Below are 13,618 nucleotides of genomic sequence, written 5' to 3'. Positions count from 1 at the left end.
GATGCCGCGACACGTCCGTGGATTCGATGCGCCGACCGCGCACGCCTACCTGAGCAAGCGCGACCGCAAGCTGGGAGCGTGGATGAAGAAAGTGGATCGGCTGGAAAACGGGCCGATCCCGACCGATCCGCGCTGGCGGCAGAAGTTCGATCCGGTCGATGCCTTGGCGCGGGCGATCTTGTTCCAGCAGCTCAGCGGCAAGGCCGCATCGACCATCGTCGGCCGGGTCGAGACCGCGATCGCCAGCACGCGCCTGCATTTCGACACCCTGGGCCGCTGCGACGACGCGACCTTGCGCGGCTGCGGCGTATCGGGCAACAAGCTGCTGGCGCTGCGCGATCTGGCCGCGCGCGAGGAGCGCGGGGAGATTCCCGATCTGCGCCGCATGTCGGCGATGGACAACGACGCGATCATCGCCGCGCTGGTGCCGATCCGCGGCATCGGCCGCTGGACGGTGGAAATGATGCTGATGTTCCGCCTGGGCCGCCCGGACATTCTGCCGGTGGACGATCTGGGCATCCGCAAGGGCGCGCAGCGGGTGGATCAACTCGATGCGATGCCGGCGTCGAAGGTGTTGGCCGAAACCGGCGAGCGCTGGGGGCCGTATCGCAGCTATGCGAGTTTGTATCTGTGGCGGATCGCGGATATCGCCGATGGGCCGAAGATGAAGGTCAATCGGTCGCAGGATTGAGGGTGGGGGGCTGTCGCGAGCTGAGCCGAAAGCATCGGGCCTGAAAGGCCCTCCCACAACAAACTTCGAAGCTACGAGGTCTCTTGTGGGAGGGCCTTTCAGGCCCGATGCTCTTCGCTCAAATCGCCACGCAACCTGCAATCACCCAGGCAAATACTTGTCCCACATCCGATTGCGAAACCGCCCCCGCGGATCGAACGCCTGCTTGATCGCGGCGAACTCCGGCGCCGAGCGATAACCGCGCAGGAATTGCTCGCGCGTGCCGTGCAGCCGATACGGCAGGTAATGGCGGCCGCCGTGATCCAGAGCGATATCGATCAGCCGCCGCGTCCATTGCCCGGCGACCGCGTCCTCGCGTTCGCCGCTGCGCTGCTTGTGATACAGCACGAACGAGAACACCTGCGTCGGCGACCAGCTCAGCAACGATTGCCGGTCGGCCGGCGCATGCCTGATCGAAACATTCAGCGCATGCACTTCGTTGTCGCGCAGCACCCGCGTCATCGCCCGCGCGAACGCGGCGAAGGCCGGCACCGGCACGAAGTATTCCTGCAGCAGATAGGTCGAGTAACGGCGCGTGCGCGGCTCCAGCGAGGCGATGTCCAGGCTGGCTTCGTGATTGCGCCACACCACTTCGCGTTCGCGCAGCATCTGATCGATCGAGTAACGCTTGCGCAGCCACGAGCCGCCGGGCAGTTCCGACACGCTCCAGATCATCTTGCGGTCGTGGCGATAATCGCCGTCGCGCGGCACCAGCCGTTCGCTCAGCGTCAGCGGTTCCTCGCAGCGGGTCCAGGTCACCGCCACCGGCGCGTCGAAGCGCGGCGGCAGCAGGTCGGCGTTGTGCAGCACGCTGGCCGGATCGGCGAGCACGCGCTGGGCGAACCAGGCCGGGTAGTCGTCCAGCGCCACGCGCTCGGCGCGGCGGGCGATGCGGTGGTTGGCGACGAGGTCGAACTCGGCTTCGGTGATCACGCCCAGGCCGCCGTAGCCGCCGACTGCGGCGCGGAACAAGTCCGGGCGATGCTCGCGGTCGAGCTCATGTACCTGGCCATCGGCGTCCACCAGTTGCAGCGTGCGCAGGCTGTGGATCAGGCTGCCCTTGCCGACGTAGCGGCCGTGGCAATTCACCGACAGCGAGCCGCCGATGCTGAAACTGCTGTAGCTCTGCATGATCGACACCGCCAGCCCGTGCGGGTCGATCAGTTCCTGCATCTCGCGCCAGCGCATGCCGGTCTGCACGCGCACGCGCCGCCGCGCGAGGTCGAGCGCGACCGGCCGGTTCAGGCCGCGCATGTCCAGATGCAACGAGTTTTCGCAGGCGATCTGCCCGCCCATGCTGCAGCGCGCGCCGCCGATGGAGACGCCACCGCGGCTGGCGCGCAACGCGGCGGCGACGGCGGCGACCGAAGCCGGCTTGAGCACGCGCGCGACGTTGGTTTCATCGATGCCGCTGATGTCGTGCAGGCGGCGTTCGTCGTGATCGGACGATTCGCGCGCGCATCCGGCGGCGGCGAGGGCGGCGGAGGCGGCCAGGGCTTGCAGCACTCTGCGCCGGTCCGGATCGGCGCAGGAGGCGTGCGAGCGTTCCAAGGTGCGGCGGGTGTCGGCGTCCATTGCCTCTCCGGTGTGCAGCAGGTGTCGGTACGACTGCGATCTTTACGGCGGAGTTTTCCGCGCCGTCGCGGCTCAGCGCGGCTCCGGCGCCGCCGCGACCAGGATCAGCGACGCCGGTTGCTTGGTTTGCGGATGCAGCGGTTCGGACAACTCGCGCAGTTCCAGGCCGCTGCTGCGGATCAGGCTGATCCAGCTGCCGATGGTGCGGAAATACCACGGCGCCGGTTCGCCGAATGCGGCGGCGCCGGCGGACTTGCCGCAACCGGTCCAGTCGCCGTCGCGCCAACCGTCGCGATACGGCGCATCGCCGCCGGCCAGCGGCGGGTGCAGGGTTTGAATCAGCACGCTGCCGCCCGGCGCCAGCAAGCCGGGGATCGCGGCCAGCAATTCGGCGACCACTTCGAAACCCAGCAGCGAGAAATTGCACAGCACCAGGTCGTAGCGGGCATCCAGCGCGCCGCGCGCGATGGCCTGGTAGCTCAGGCAGGCGTAGCGGTCGGCGGGCGCGCCGGGATCGGCCTGACGCGCGGCCTCGACCAGCGCCGGCACCGCGTCCACGCCGTAGGCGCGGATGTCGCACTCGGCCAGCGCGCGGGTCAGCCAGCCTTCGCCGCAGCCCAGGTCCAGGGCCGAGCGCGGCGCCAGACGCAGGGCCGCATCGACGATGGCGTGGTCGGTGACCAGGCGCCGGCTTTCGATCGCCTTGCTGCGCACCGTTTCGGTCCACGGTTCGGCGTTCTCGTGCCAGGCTTCGAGTACGCCGGCGTCGCTGTAGTGTCTGGTATCGGGCGGCATCATGATTCAGGGCGAACGAAAGGGAAGGGAGTGCCTCGGCGCACGGCGCGCGACGGCTGACACGCGCACCGCGGCCGTCTCAGACCGGCTCATAGCGCCAATGCCAGGGTTCGTAGACGATGCCGTGCGGGTTGCCGCGCGGATAACTCATGACGAAGCCGTATCCGCCGGCTTGCTCGCGCAGCCAGGCGAAAGCGCCGGTGTGTTCGAAGGATTCTTCCGCCGGCGGCTCGCCGGGCGCGCCGATGTCCAGCGCCAGCCCGCTGTGATGTTCGCTGTAACCCGGCGCGGCGTTGACGTTGAGGATGTCGCCGACGCTTTGCCCGCGCGCGAGTTTGCGTTCGAAGATGCCCAGTTGGTAATCGTGGCTGCGATAGCCGGAGATCGCATCGAGCACGACGCCGTCGCGCATCGCGGCCTCGCGCAGGTGCGTCCAGGCGCGCGCGGCGGCCGGATGCAGCCACAGCGGGCGGCGGAAGCGGTCGAAGCCGGCCAGGGCGAGGCGATCGGGTTCGGCGATCAGCGCAAGGCCGGTGCGCGACTCGTAGCCGTCCGCGTCCAGGCCCAGCCCGTCGAGGCGTTCTTCGAGCCGGCCCAGCGGCAATTCGCCGACCCGGACCAGGCCTTCGCGCCGGTATTCGACGATGCAGTCCAGGGCGTCGAGCGCGGCGTCGATGCCGTCCTCGCGCATCAGCCGGTGCACCAGCGGCAACAGGCCTTCGGGCAGATCGGCGGCGAGGAAGCGGCCGTCGCGTTTGCGCCGCAGCACATGGCGCGCGCGCGACAGGGCGCGCGCATCGTGATTGCTGCGCGCGCGCAGCAGGCCGCCCGGCCATAGTTCGATCTCGGGCGTGTTGATCAGAAGGTTGCCGTGGCCGCGCATGCAGGCAGGTTAGCCGCTGCGGCGGTGGCATGCCAGATTGGCGGCGCGCGAGAGCGTGCCGCGATTCATGCGCTAACGATTTGTTTACGTGTTTGTTTGTTGCTTTGTCTACGCCGGCTGCTTGAAATACAGGCGCGTGCCGAGAATGGCCGGATCGTGCTCGACCGCGACCAGTTCCCAGCCCTGCGCGCCGCGCTGGTCGAGTTCGGCCTGGATGCGTTCGCGCATCGGCGCCTCGAACAATTGGTAGGTCAGTTCGGTGACGTGGTGTTTCCACTGCGGGCTCATGCGTCTTCCTCGGGCGTGGCGGGGTCCTGGCGCGGCAGCCGGCCGCTCTTGCGCAGCGCGTCGCGCAGCACATATTCGATCTGGGCGTTGAGCGAACGCAACTCATCGTCGGCCCAGCGCTGCGCGGCGGCGAGGACGTCGGCGCTGATGCGCAGCGGATAGGCTTTCTTCTCGCTCACCGGCCGCGCGTCCGCTCGCTGCGAGTTCCCTTCGCGTCGCCTTGCCCGGGTTCGCGGTAGTCGCGCTTGAGCGCGGCCAGCGCCAGCAGCATCGCCACCGCGACCGCGTTGACCGCGACCAGCAGCGCGACGGTGACGATCATCATGTGGTTCTGGTTGCCGTGCGCCCAGTAGTAGCCCAGCGCGGCGGCGAACATCGAAATGGCGACCAGCGCCAGCAGCCGCGCGAAGCGCGCGCAGGCCGCCGCCGGATCGCGCAGGCGCGAGGCGTCCAGGCCGTTGATCAGGTGCAGGTTGCCGCGCGCGACCAGGACCGCGGCGACCAGGATTGGGACGGCGCTGATCACCATCACGCCGGGGACGATGAATGCGTTGGCGGGCATGCTCATTCGCGCGTCCTCAGTACAAGGTGCCGGCGTTGACGATGGGCTGGGCGCCGCGATCGCCGCACAGCACCACCAGCAGATTGCTGACCATCTGCGCCTTGCGTTCTTCGTCGAGTTGCACCACGCCGTTCTTCTGCAGCTCGGCCAGGGCCATCTCGACCATGCCCACCGCGCCGGCGACGATGCGCGTGCGCGCGGCGATCACCGCGTTGGCCTGCTGGCGCTGCAGCATGGCGTGGGCGATTTCCGGCGCGTAGGCCAGGTGGCTGATGCGCGCATCGACGACGTTGATGCCGGCGTCGGCCAGGCGCTCCTGCAGTTCCTGGCGCAGGTGCAGGGAAATCTCCGCGGCATGGCTGCGCAGCGACAGCTGGCCGTCCTGGTGCTGGTCGTAGGGATAGCTGGTGGCCATCGCGCGCAGCGCCGATTCGGACTGGATGTGGACGAAGGTTTCGTAGTCGTCCACGTTGTAGACCGCTTCGGCCGAATCCACGACCTGCCAGACGATCACCGAGGCGATCTCGATCGGGCTGCCGTCGAGTTCGTTGACCTTGAGCTTGCCGCTTTCGAAGTTGCGCACGCGCTGGCTGACCTTGCGCTTGGCGTACAGCGGGTTGTTCCAGCGCAGGCCGTTTTCCTTGACCGTGCCGATGTAGCGGCCGAACAGGCTCAGGACCGCGGCCTGGTTGGGCTCGATCTTGTACAGGCCGAACAGGACGAAGAAGGTGCCGGCGCCGAGCAGCAGCGACAGCACGATGCCCAGGTCGTGGTTGCTGGCGACGCCGCCGAAAAATCCCGAGGCGGCCAGCGCGCCTGCGGCGAGGCATCCCAGCAGCACCGGGATGCCGGGGAGGGACTGGGTCGGGTTCTCTTTCATGGCAGTGGCTCGGTCGTTGTCTGAGATATTGATATCAGATTGATATCAGATGTATTCGACCGCTCGTCGGCATGGCGCCTGAAGTGGGAGGGGCCGCTTTTGTGGGAGGGGCTTCAGCCCCGATGCTTTCCGCTCAGACCTCGCAGCCTTCCGGGTTCGGACCGGAAAGCATCGGGGCTGAAGCCCCTCCCACAAAAGATTCGGGAGCTGCGTCGTGGCCTACGGCGCGATCTGATACAGCGGCGCCGGAATGAACTCGCCCGTCGCATACAGACTGCGGCCGTCGGCGGCCCAGCCCAGGGCTTCGGCCTGCGGCAGCCACGGCAGGTCGCGGACCCGCGGCGTGCCGGCCGCGGCCTGGGCCCAGTTCTGGCGCGGCTGGCGCGGGTACAGCAGCAGATAGCGGTAGGTCATCACCGCCAGGGTGCTGCCGTCGGGCGAAATGTCGGCGGCGGTGATCTGGCCCTGCAGCCGCGCCCGCATCGGGTTATCGCGCTTGAGCTGGGCGTCGGGTTGCGGAACGCCGGCCAGCTCGCCGAGCTTGGTTGCGGTCTGCAGCGCGTTGCCGGCCGGCATCAACGGCAGCGAGAACAGCTCCGGCGGCTGACGCTTCTTGGAAATCAGCAGCACCTGGCGGCGCGCGATGTCCACCGCCACCGCCTCGCAATCGCGCGCGCCGTCGGGCCAGCGGAAGGCGATGGACCACGCCGGCTTGAGCCGCGCGTTCTCGATCTTCTCCGGTTCTTCCACGATATGCAGTTGCAGGGTGCGGCGCAGGCCGCCGTTGTCGCCGGTGTCGGCGATCAGCAGGTAATGGCGGCCGTCCAGGTCGAAGGCGGCGATGTCTTCCCAGTCGGTCTTGGTCACGCCCTCGATGCGCAGCGTGGCCAGGCGGTCGCCGTGGGTGTTGACCGCGAACAGGCGCTCGGGATTGCCGCCGTCATCGTGCATCCACAGCACGTCGGCATGCCGGTGCGAGGCGGCCAGGCCGCTGATCTCGGACAACTGCGGGTCCAGCAACATGCCGCTGAGCTGGCTGCTGCCCGGCTCGGGCGGGCCGGAGCGGCCCGAGCACGACACCGCCGCGACGCCGCCCAGCACCGCCGCGACCAGGGCCGCCAGCGCCAGCGTTCGCCAGCGCCACGGCCGCGCCGCACCTGGCGCGCGCGCGGTTTCGGAGGCGGAAGCGGCGGCACGCGCAGGGTGCCGTACGGGGGAGGAGGGCATGCTTCACAGCATCGCATGCGGGCCGGTGTCGCCATAGCCCGCGGCCGCGGGGCCGTCATGGAAAGTTAGACTAGGCACATCCCCACGCTTCGAGGTTGCACGCATGACCACGCTCGGTACGCCGCTGTCCCCGCACGCCTTTCGCGTGCTTCTGCTCGGTTCGGGCGAACTGGGCAAAGAGGTGGCGATCGAGCTGCAGCGTTTCGGCGTGGAAGTGATCGCCGCCGACCGCTACGCCGACGCACCGGCGATGCAGGTGGCCCATCGCAGCCACGTGCTGGACATGCTCGACGGCCAGGCCGTGCGCGCCCTGATCGCGGCCGAGCGCCCGCACCTGATCGTGCCGGAGATCGAAGCCATCCACACCCAGACCCTGGTCGAGCTGGAGCATGAGTTCGCCGAGCGCGGCACCGACACCCGCGTGATCCCGACCGCGCGCGCCGCGCGCCTGACCATGGACCGCGAAGGCATCCGCCGCCTCGCCGCCGAGACGCTGAAGCTGCCGACCTCGCCGTACCGCTTCGTCGATACCGTCGAGGACTACCGCGCCGCGGTCGCCGAACTCGGCCTGCCGTGCGTGATCAAGCCGGTGATGTCGTCCTCGGGCAAGGGCCAGAGCCTGGTGCGCAATCCCGGCGACATCGACAAGGCCTGGGACTACGCCCAGACCGGCGGCCGCGCCGGCGCCGGCCGCGTCATCGTCGAAGGCTTCATCGACTTCGATTACGAAATCACCCTGCTGACCGTGCGCCACGCCGCCGGCACCACCTTCTGCGCGCCGATCGGCCATCTGCAGCGCGACGGCGATTACCGCGAGAGCTGGCAGCCGCAGCCGATGAATCCGGTCGCGCTGGCGCGCGCGCAGGAGATCGCGCGCACGATCACCGACGATCTGGGCGGCTGCGGCGTGTTCGGCGTGGAGTTGTTTGTCAAGGGCGACGAGGTATGGTTCAGCGAGGTTTCCCCGCGCCCGCACGACACCGGCCTGGTCACCCTGATCTCGCAGGACCTGAGCGAATTCGCCCTGCATGCGCGGGCGATTCTCGGCCTGCCGATTCCGACCATCCGCGAACACGGCGCCTCGGCCTCGTGCGCGGTGCTGGCGCAGGGCCACGGCGTGCCGGTGTTTTCCGGCGTCGATGCCGCGCTGGGCCAGACCGACACCCAACTGCGTTTGTTCGGCAAACCGCGCGTGGAGGGCCATCGCCGCGTCGCGGTGACCCTGGCGCTGGGCGCCGACATCGACCACGCTCGCGCCAAGGCGCGCGAAGCGGCCGCGCAACTGCGGATCGAATTGCGCTGAGCGCGGTCCAATCGAACTGAAGCACCCGTCCCGACCGGAGCGACGATGAACGATACACAGGGGTACGCCGTTTTCTTTTTCCCGCAAGCGCTGGAAGCACTCGGCGAAGCGATTCGTCCTTATCTGCTGGACGGCCCGGCCGGCATGCACGTGCTGTGCAAGGAGATCGACACCGGCGGCGCGTTCACCGAGATGACCCTGGAAGGCCGCACCTCCGACGGTCGCGACCTGTCGCTGGAGTTGATGGTGCCCGGCAGCATGGTGCGCATGATCGTCTCCGCGCACGGCGAAGCCTCGTTCGGCTTCGGCTCGCGCCTGGCGCGCAATGCGACGATCGCCGCGGCCAAGAGCGCCGCCGTGCCCGCCGCGCCGGGCGCACCGCCGGTGGTCGCGCCCGAGGCCGAGCCCGCGCCTGCGGTGCCGGCGACGCCGGAGCCGGTGATCGCGGCGAAAAAGCCGGAGTGATTGGTTGACGATGCATTCGATTCCGGCGATCGCCGGAATCGGTTGCGCGATCGCGGATCGGTAATCGACACAGCGCCGGCCGAGCCGGCGCCCACAAGGATTCGAGAGATGAGCAAGGAAGACACCGTCACCCTGTATCGCCCGGTCGGCCCGAACGAGCTGGCGAAATTGCGCGAGAACGAGTTCAAGCGCTGGCCGGCGCGTCTGCCGGATCAGCCGATCTTCTATCCGGTCACCAACGAGCAATACGCGGCCGAAATCGCCGAGCGTTGGAACGTCAAGGACAGCGGCTACGGCGCGGTCACCCGCTTCGAAGTGCGCGCGGCGTTCATGGATCGCTATCCGATCCAGAAAGTCGGCGGCGCGCATCACACCGAGTGGTGGGTGCCGGCGGAGGAACTGGAAGCGCTCAACGACGAAATCGTTGGACTGATCGAAGTGATCCGCGAGTTCCGCGCGGAGCCGTGAGCTTCGGCGAGCCCGGTAGCTTGCGCTTTTGTGGGAGGGCCTTCAGGCCCGATGCTTTCCGATCCGGCGCGCCGGAACCGCAAATCCCGGCACTCAAGTGTCCGCGCTGTCAGCCGACGGGACAGCCGTCGGCGATCCAGTCGTGCAGATCGGCGCCGACCTCGACGAAATCGTCTGCGCTCATGCTGCCGTGCCCGACCACGAACACAGCCGGCGGCTCAAGCGCGCCGTGGACCACGACCGCGCGACCGCCGCCGTCGTCGCCGATGGTCACGTAACCCGGGCAATACACCTGAGTCTCGTAGGTCTGGTTGCGTTCGACGATTTCGTCGGCGGCATACAGGCGCACTTGGCCGATCTCATCTCCGCCATGCGCGGCGATCGCGGCGCGCAGCGGCTCGCCGATCGGCGAGCCGTACCAGTGTTCGAAGGCGGTGAAAGCCGCGTCCCTAGCCATGCCTTTCTGTCCGTCGCTGTTTTCGTCGCGGCAGGGCAAAGCGATATCACTGCTGGTCAGTTGCTCAAATCCACCCAAACCAAATGATGATCGCTGGCCTCGGAAATCTTCGCCTCTTCGCTATCGGACCTGGGCCAGAAAACGCCGGTTTCGCGCACGGTCCAGCCGCGGGAAGGCAGCACGTAGTCCAGGCGCAGGGTGCCGGCTTTCGGGCCGAAGTCGCCGGTATGTTCGTTGATGTTGCCCTTGCGCGGGAAGCCGTAGAAGGTCGCGCGTTGCGCCGCGCCTTCGCTGCTCGGCACGTGGCTTGAATCGACGCGCGGATGATCCAGCAATTGCTTGATCGAGCCCGGCACGCCGTCGCCGTCGATGGGGTCGGCATTCATGTCGCCGACGATGACGAAGCGCGCGTCGCCGGCCAATCCGCCGCAACGGCCCTGGTCGTCGCACAGCCACGACGGGGTGCCGCCGTCGAGGTAACGCGCCCATAGTGCGATTTCGTCGTGGTTGCGCGCGCCGTTGCGGTCCTCGGGGCCGTCGAATACCGGCGGGGTCGGATGCGCGGCGAGGAAATGCAGCACGCCCAGCGGCGTGCGCACCGGGACGTCCCAATGCGATTTCGACGACAGCCGCATCTGCGGCCAGACCTTCGCCGCGTACCAGGGCTTGCCGGTCTTCGGATCGCGCGGCTGGCGCGCGCCGGGCAGCGCGCTCCACTTGAACTTCTGGAAGCTGCGCACGGCATCGGCGTCGATGGGATAACGCGACAGCACCAGCATGCCGTATTGGCCCGGATGCAGGCCGTAGCCCCAGGCGTCGTTGCCGCGCGCGCGGTCGGCGCGCTGCGCGTCGCCGGACTGGCCGTCGCCGTCTAGGTCCAGTCCGCTCGGCACGCCGGTATTGACCGGGGCGAGATAGCGATAGGGATAACGCAGCGCTTCGCCGCCGCCGGGCTGGGCGACTTCCAGGTAGTCGTGCTGGAACAGATCGGCCGCGCGCTGTTGCGCGTCGTAGTCGAATTCGTTGAGTAGCACCAGATCGGGCCGCACGCGTTGCAGCACCGCGGCGATCTTGCGCGCGTTGCCGTCGCCGGCTTGCAGGCGGCGGATCAGGCCGCCGTCGGCGTCGTCGTAGAGCGAGGTGTTGTAGGTCGCCACGCGCAGGCGCGCGTCGGCGGCGCTTTCCGTGGTGTCGTTCTGGGACTGCGCCCAGGCTTTGGGATCGCCGTGTACGTTCACTTGCGTGCAGGCCGCGAGCAGGGCCGCGATGAGGGCGGCGCAGTAGGGGAGATGGGGTCTGGACATGGGGGCATGATCGCATGGGTGGTGGCGGGCTTCGTGACAACGTTTGTCGGGCGACGCCGCGCCGTTTTTCTGCGTCTGCCGTTGCTGTTCCCCCCTTTGAAAAAGGGGGGCAGGGGGGATTTGCTTTTGTCGCGCCGAACGGCAAATCCCCCGGCGCAGCCAGGTTCGTCTGCAGCGGGGCTGCGCAGGCGCCAGCCCCCTTTTTCAAAGGGGGCGAATTTACGATGACCTGCGCCAATCCCCACAAACAACAACGCCCCGGCAAGCCGGGGCGTCGAATGCTGCCAAACACCGCCGGCTAAACCACCGCCGGCGCCATCGCCGCTATTACAGCGTGCAACCGAACGAAGCGTACTGAGCCTTGCTCTGGTCCAGCGCGGTCTTGCAGGCGGTGGCCAGCGCGGCCTTGCCCTGCGGGGTGGCGGCCGCCTGGGCCCAAGCGTTGCGGCTCTGGTCCAGACCGCTCTGGAACGCGGCGCGCTGGGCTTCGGGCACCTTGTCGTTCAAGCAGGCGCTGATCTTGGTCAGGTAGTCGTCGCACTCGGCGACGCCGACGCTGGCGGCGGCCGGAGCGGCAGCCGGGGCAGCGGCATCGGCCGGCATCGCGGCCGGAGCCGGAGCGTCGGTCGGGGACGGCGGGGTCGCGGCCGGAGCGGCGGCGTCGGCGGCCGGGGCAGCTTCGGCCGGCTTGTCGGCCGGCTTGTTGCACGCGGCCAGGGACAGGGTGATCGCGGCAGCCAGGAACAGGGTGTTCAATTTCATTGCGGACTCCATGTGGCGAAAGGTGATGAGGGTGGCGACTCCATGCCATGCCTTGAGGGGCGCCGTCCCGCACGTCGTGGTCACGACGGGGCTACGAGATACACGACCTGAACGAGACGAGTGTTACAAATGTGTAAAAACGCGCCAATCGCGACCGTCGAATGCCTCCAACGGTCGGTAGCGGCGCTTGTAGTCCATCTTCGGGTGCCCGGCGATCCAGTAGCCGAGGTAGAGATGGCTGCGCCGCTCGCGCCGCGCCCATTCGATCTGGCGCAGGATCGCCAGGGTGCCCAGGCTGCGTTCGGACAGCTCGGGGTCGTAGAAGGTGTAGACCGCCGACAGCGCCTGATCGACCACGTCGGTGACCGCGACCGCGAGCAGGCGGCCGTGGCCGGGCTCGCGCAGCTCCAGGAAGCGGTTCTCGCTCCAACTGCCGATCAGAAATTGGTCGAACTCCACCGCGCCGTGGCTGTCCATGCCGCCGCCGGCGTGGCGCGAGGCCAGGTAGCGCTTGTACAGATCCAGTTGTTCTTCGCTGCGCTCGGCCGTGCATACGCGCATTTCCACGTCGGCGTTGCGCGCCAGGCAGCGGCGCTGGCTGCGGTCGGGCACGAAGCGATCGACCGGAATGCGCACGGCCACGCAGGCGCGGCAACCGCTGCAGTGCGGGCGGTAGACGATGTCGCCGGAGCGGCGGAAGCCCCAGCCCAGCGCGTGCGGATACCAGTCGCGCAGGCGCGGGTCGCGCGGGTCCAGCACCAGATCGCGGGCGGTGCGCTCCGGCCAGTAGCCGCAGGCGTGCTCGCCGGTGTGGAACAGGCGGAGGTCGTCGCTGTCAGGCTGCGGTTGCGTGCCCATGGGCTCAGCATAGCGCTGCGTTCGTGTGTTGCGCATGCAGGCGGCTCCGGTTTCGGCGATCGGGGCGGAAAGGCAGGCGGCGGGGTGAACCCGGCGTTCACCGCGCCTGTCGCGGCGATGAATATTCCCACCGCCTTGTCAACCGCCACGTGGCCAGGGCGTTGATCCGGACATCGGCGCCACGGTGGCACCGACCGCAGGAGTCAACGCATGAACCGTTCCCCCTTCTATGTCGCCGCGCTGGCCGCGGCCATGTTCGCCGGTGCGGCCATCGCGGCGCCGCAGGACGACGCCGCTTCGCAGCAGCGCCCGCGCATGAAGATCGACACCAACCAGGACGGCGTGATCACGCGCGAGGAAGCTTCCAAGTTCCCGCGCCTGGCCGAGCACTTCGACACGCTCGACAAGAACCACGACGGCAAGCTCGATGCCAGCGAACGCCCGCAGCGTCGCGGCGGACGCGAGCACGGCGGCCATCGCGGCGGTCCGGGCGGCGCGGCCAAGCTCGACAGCGACGGCGACGGACGAATCAGCAAGGCCGAGGCCGCCAAGTCGCCGCGGTTGAGCGAGTCCTTCACCCAGATCGACGCCAACCACGACGGCTACATCGTGCGCAGCGAACTGCGCGGTTACTTCGAACGCGAGCGTCCCAAGCGCGAAGCCGAGCGCGCCAAGCGTTTCGACGAGAAGTTCGCTCAGGCCGATCTCAATCACGACGGCAAGCTGAGCAAGCTGGAAGTGCAGGAAAAGATGCCGCGCCTGGCGAGCGAGTTCGCGTTCCTCGATGAGGATCGCGACGGTTTCCTGACCAAGGCCGACCTCAAGCCGGGCCCGCATCACTAAGCGCGGGCGATCGGTTTAACCGCGCCGGAACCCGGCGCGGCGCATGCCGGACGAATGGCGCGGATGCAGGCCGGGAGCGCCCGTCCGGTGTCCGAGGCAGTTACAGGCAACGAACCCAGGCGCAAGTCGGCGATGACAGCACAAGCCGACGCGCCGGATTTTCCGGAACAAGCATACTGAGGCGTGTGCTTGTTTTCCCCTAGCGGGCGCACTGATGT

The 13,618-nt window shown here is 68.3% G+C and carries 17 protein-coding genes; 5 read left to right on the top strand and 12 right to left on the bottom strand.

Annotated elements, in window-relative coordinates; genetic code table 11:
- Position 1 precedes the first annotated feature (1 nt).
- Positions 2-691, top strand: coding sequence for a DNA-3-methyladenine glycosylase family protein (locus tag AB4Y92_RS14520; RefSeq protein ID WP_441820308.1), 690 nt, complete (start codon positions 2-4; stop codon positions 689-691).
- Between the two features lie 141 nt (positions 692-832).
- Here AB4Y92_RS14520 and AB4Y92_RS14515 read toward each other — a convergent pair whose 3' ends face one another.
- The 8 genes from AB4Y92_RS14515 to AB4Y92_RS14480 all read right to left on the bottom strand — a co-directional run bounded on the left by AB4Y92_RS14515 (position 833) and on the right by AB4Y92_RS14480 (position 6,940).
- Complete coding sequence (locus AB4Y92_RS14515; RefSeq protein ID WP_441820307.1) at positions 833-2,305, bottom strand: FAD-binding oxidoreductase; 1,473 nt, start codon at positions 2,303-2,305, stop codon at positions 833-835.
- Positions 2,306-2,377: 72 nt separating this feature from the next.
- A complete protein-coding gene (locus AB4Y92_RS14510; protein ID WP_441820306.1) occupies positions 2,378-3,103 on the bottom strand; it encodes a class I SAM-dependent methyltransferase in 726 nt (241 codons plus the stop codon).
- 76 nt (positions 3,104-3,179) lie between these two features.
- Positions 3,180-3,983 carry a M15 family metallopeptidase gene (locus AB4Y92_RS14505; protein ID WP_441820305.1) on the bottom strand — a complete coding sequence of 268 codons (804 nt, stop codon included), beginning with the start codon at positions 3,981-3,983 and terminating at the stop codon, positions 3,180-3,182.
- 108 nt (positions 3,984-4,091) lie between these two features.
- The gene (locus tag AB4Y92_RS14500) at positions 4,092-4,271 is read right to left on the bottom strand and encodes a hypothetical protein (RefSeq protein ID WP_057942254.1); all 180 of its coding nucleotides are present in this window, start codon (positions 4,269-4,271) and stop codon (positions 4,092-4,094) included.
- Complete coding sequence (locus AB4Y92_RS14495; protein ID WP_441820304.1) at positions 4,268-4,450, bottom strand: Arc family DNA binding domain-containing protein; 183 nt, start codon at positions 4,448-4,450, stop codon at positions 4,268-4,270. Before AB4Y92_RS14495 ends, AB4Y92_RS14500 begins: the two co-directional genes overlap by 4 nt.
- Positions 4,447-4,839: a hypothetical protein gene (locus AB4Y92_RS14490; protein WP_441820303.1), complete on the bottom strand. Its 393-nt coding sequence runs from the start codon at positions 4,837-4,839 to the stop codon at positions 4,447-4,449. The genes AB4Y92_RS14495 and AB4Y92_RS14490 overlap by 4 nt, the downstream gene beginning before the upstream one ends.
- Positions 4,840-4,849: 10 nt before the next feature.
- Positions 4,850-5,713 (bottom strand): SPFH domain-containing protein, encoded by an 864-nt coding sequence (locus AB4Y92_RS14485; protein WP_441820302.1) that lies wholly within the window; start codon positions 5,711-5,713, stop codon positions 4,850-4,852.
- 219 nt (positions 5,714-5,932) lie between these two features.
- Positions 5,933-6,940, bottom strand: coding sequence for a hypothetical protein (locus tag AB4Y92_RS14480; RefSeq protein WP_441820301.1), 1,008 nt, complete (start codon positions 6,938-6,940; stop codon positions 5,933-5,935).
- A 103-nt stretch (positions 6,941-7,043) separates the two neighbouring features.
- On the opposite strand from AB4Y92_RS14480, the gene purT reads away from it, so the two are divergent.
- The 3 genes from purT (at position 7,044) to AB4Y92_RS14465 (ending at position 9,176) form a co-directional block, all read left to right on the top strand.
- The gene (gene purT / locus AB4Y92_RS14475; RefSeq protein ID WP_441820300.1) at positions 7,044-8,243 is read left to right on the top strand and encodes a formate-dependent phosphoribosylglycinamide formyltransferase; all 1,200 of its coding nucleotides are present in this window, start codon (positions 7,044-7,046) and stop codon (positions 8,241-8,243) included.
- A gap of 45 nt (positions 8,244-8,288) precedes the next feature.
- Complete coding sequence (locus AB4Y92_RS14470; protein WP_441820299.1) at positions 8,289-8,708, top strand: hypothetical protein; 420 nt, start codon at positions 8,289-8,291, stop codon at positions 8,706-8,708.
- A 108-nt stretch (positions 8,709-8,816) separates the two neighbouring features.
- Positions 8,817-9,176 carry an ADP-ribosylation/crystallin J1 gene (locus AB4Y92_RS14465; protein ID WP_441820298.1) on the top strand — a complete coding sequence of 120 codons (360 nt, stop codon included), beginning with the start codon at positions 8,817-8,819 and terminating at the stop codon, positions 9,174-9,176.
- Between the two features lie 109 nt (positions 9,177-9,285).
- Here the strand turns inward: AB4Y92_RS14465 and AB4Y92_RS14460 are convergent, their stop codons facing one another.
- The 4 genes from AB4Y92_RS14460 to AB4Y92_RS14445 form a co-directional block, all read right to left on the bottom strand.
- A complete protein-coding gene (locus tag AB4Y92_RS14460) occupies positions 9,286-9,633 on the bottom strand; it encodes a hypothetical protein (RefSeq protein ID WP_441820297.1) in 348 nt (115 codons plus the stop codon).
- A 56-nt stretch (positions 9,634-9,689) separates the two neighbouring features.
- The gene (locus AB4Y92_RS14455; RefSeq protein WP_441820296.1) at positions 9,690-10,937 is read right to left on the bottom strand and encodes an endonuclease/exonuclease/phosphatase family protein; all 1,248 of its coding nucleotides are present in this window, start codon (positions 10,935-10,937) and stop codon (positions 9,690-9,692) included.
- A gap of 327 nt (positions 10,938-11,264) precedes the next feature.
- Positions 11,265-11,699, bottom strand: a complete 435-nt coding sequence (locus tag AB4Y92_RS14450; protein ID WP_441820295.1) for a hypothetical protein — start codon at positions 11,697-11,699, stop codon at positions 11,265-11,267.
- 123 nt (positions 11,700-11,822) lie between these two features.
- Positions 11,823-12,557 carry an arginyltransferase gene (locus tag AB4Y92_RS14445; protein ID WP_441820419.1) on the bottom strand — a complete coding sequence of 245 codons (735 nt, stop codon included), beginning with the start codon at positions 12,555-12,557 and terminating at the stop codon, positions 11,823-11,825.
- Positions 12,558-12,767: 210 nt separating this feature from the next.
- Here AB4Y92_RS14445 and AB4Y92_RS14440 point away from each other — a divergent pair, with 210 nt between their 5' ends.
- A complete protein-coding gene (locus AB4Y92_RS14440) occupies positions 12,768-13,400 on the top strand; it encodes an EF-hand domain-containing protein (RefSeq protein WP_441820294.1) in 633 nt (210 codons plus the stop codon).
- Positions 13,401-13,618 lie beyond the last annotated feature (218 nt).

The organism is Lysobacter sp. TAB13 (genome assembly GCF_052113885.1).
Taxonomy (GTDB): domain Bacteria; phylum Pseudomonadota; class Gammaproteobacteria; order Xanthomonadales; family Xanthomonadaceae; genus Lysobacter; species Lysobacter gummosus.
The sequence above is the reverse complement of the archived record's forward strand: the minus strand, read 5'-3'. Positions and strand labels throughout refer to the sequence as shown.

Excerpts from the sequence above, each read along its gene's own strand:
- AB4Y92_RS14515 (WP_441820307.1), bottom strand. The coding sequence starts at position 2,305 with ATGGACGCCGACACCCGCCGCACCTTGGAACGCTCGCACGCCTCCTGC.
- AB4Y92_RS14500 (WP_057942254.1), bottom strand. The coding sequence starts at position 4,271 with ATGAGCCCGCAGTGGAAACACCACGTCACCGAACTGACCTACCAATTG.
- AB4Y92_RS14485 (WP_441820302.1), bottom strand. The coding sequence starts at position 5,713 with ATGAAAGAGAACCCGACCCAGTCCCTCCCCGGCATCCCGGTGCTGCTG.
- AB4Y92_RS14470 (WP_441820299.1), top strand. The coding sequence starts at position 8,289 with ATGAACGATACACAGGGGTACGCCGTTTTCTTTTTCCCGCAAGCGCTG.
- AB4Y92_RS14440 (WP_441820294.1), top strand. The coding sequence starts at position 12,768 with ATGAACCGTTCCCCCTTCTATGTCGCCGCGCTGGCCGCGGCCATGTTC.
- AB4Y92_RS14480 (WP_441820301.1), bottom strand. The coding sequence starts at position 6,940 with ATGCCCTCCTCCCCCGTACGGCACCCTGCGCGTGCCGCCGCTTCCGCC.
- AB4Y92_RS14465 (WP_441820298.1), top strand. The coding sequence starts at position 8,817 with ATGAGCAAGGAAGACACCGTCACCCTGTATCGCCCGGTCGGCCCGAAC.
- AB4Y92_RS14460 (WP_441820297.1), bottom strand. The coding sequence starts at position 9,633 with ATGGCTAGGGACGCGGCTTTCACCGCCTTCGAACACTGGTACGGCTCG.
- AB4Y92_RS14455 (WP_441820296.1), bottom strand. The coding sequence starts at position 10,937 with ATGTCCAGACCCCATCTCCCCTACTGCGCCGCCCTCATCGCGGCCCTG.
- AB4Y92_RS14505 (WP_441820305.1), bottom strand. The coding sequence starts at position 3,983 with ATGCGCGGCCACGGCAACCTTCTGATCAACACGCCCGAGATCGAACTA.
- AB4Y92_RS14520 (WP_441820308.1), top strand. The coding sequence starts at position 2 with ATGCCGCGACACGTCCGTGGATTCGATGCGCCGACCGCGCACGCCTAC.
- AB4Y92_RS14445 (WP_441820419.1), bottom strand. The coding sequence starts at position 12,557 with ATGGGCACGCAACCGCAGCCTGACAGCGACGACCTCCGCCTGTTCCAC.
- AB4Y92_RS14490 (WP_441820303.1), bottom strand. The coding sequence starts at position 4,839 with ATGAGCATGCCCGCCAACGCATTCATCGTCCCCGGCGTGATGGTGATC.
- AB4Y92_RS14450 (WP_441820295.1), bottom strand. The coding sequence starts at position 11,699 with ATGAAATTGAACACCCTGTTCCTGGCTGCCGCGATCACCCTGTCCCTG.
- purT (WP_441820300.1), top strand. The coding sequence starts at position 7,044 with ATGACCACGCTCGGTACGCCGCTGTCCCCGCACGCCTTTCGCGTGCTT.
- AB4Y92_RS14510 (WP_441820306.1), bottom strand. The coding sequence starts at position 3,103 with ATGATGCCGCCCGATACCAGACACTACAGCGACGCCGGCGTACTCGAA.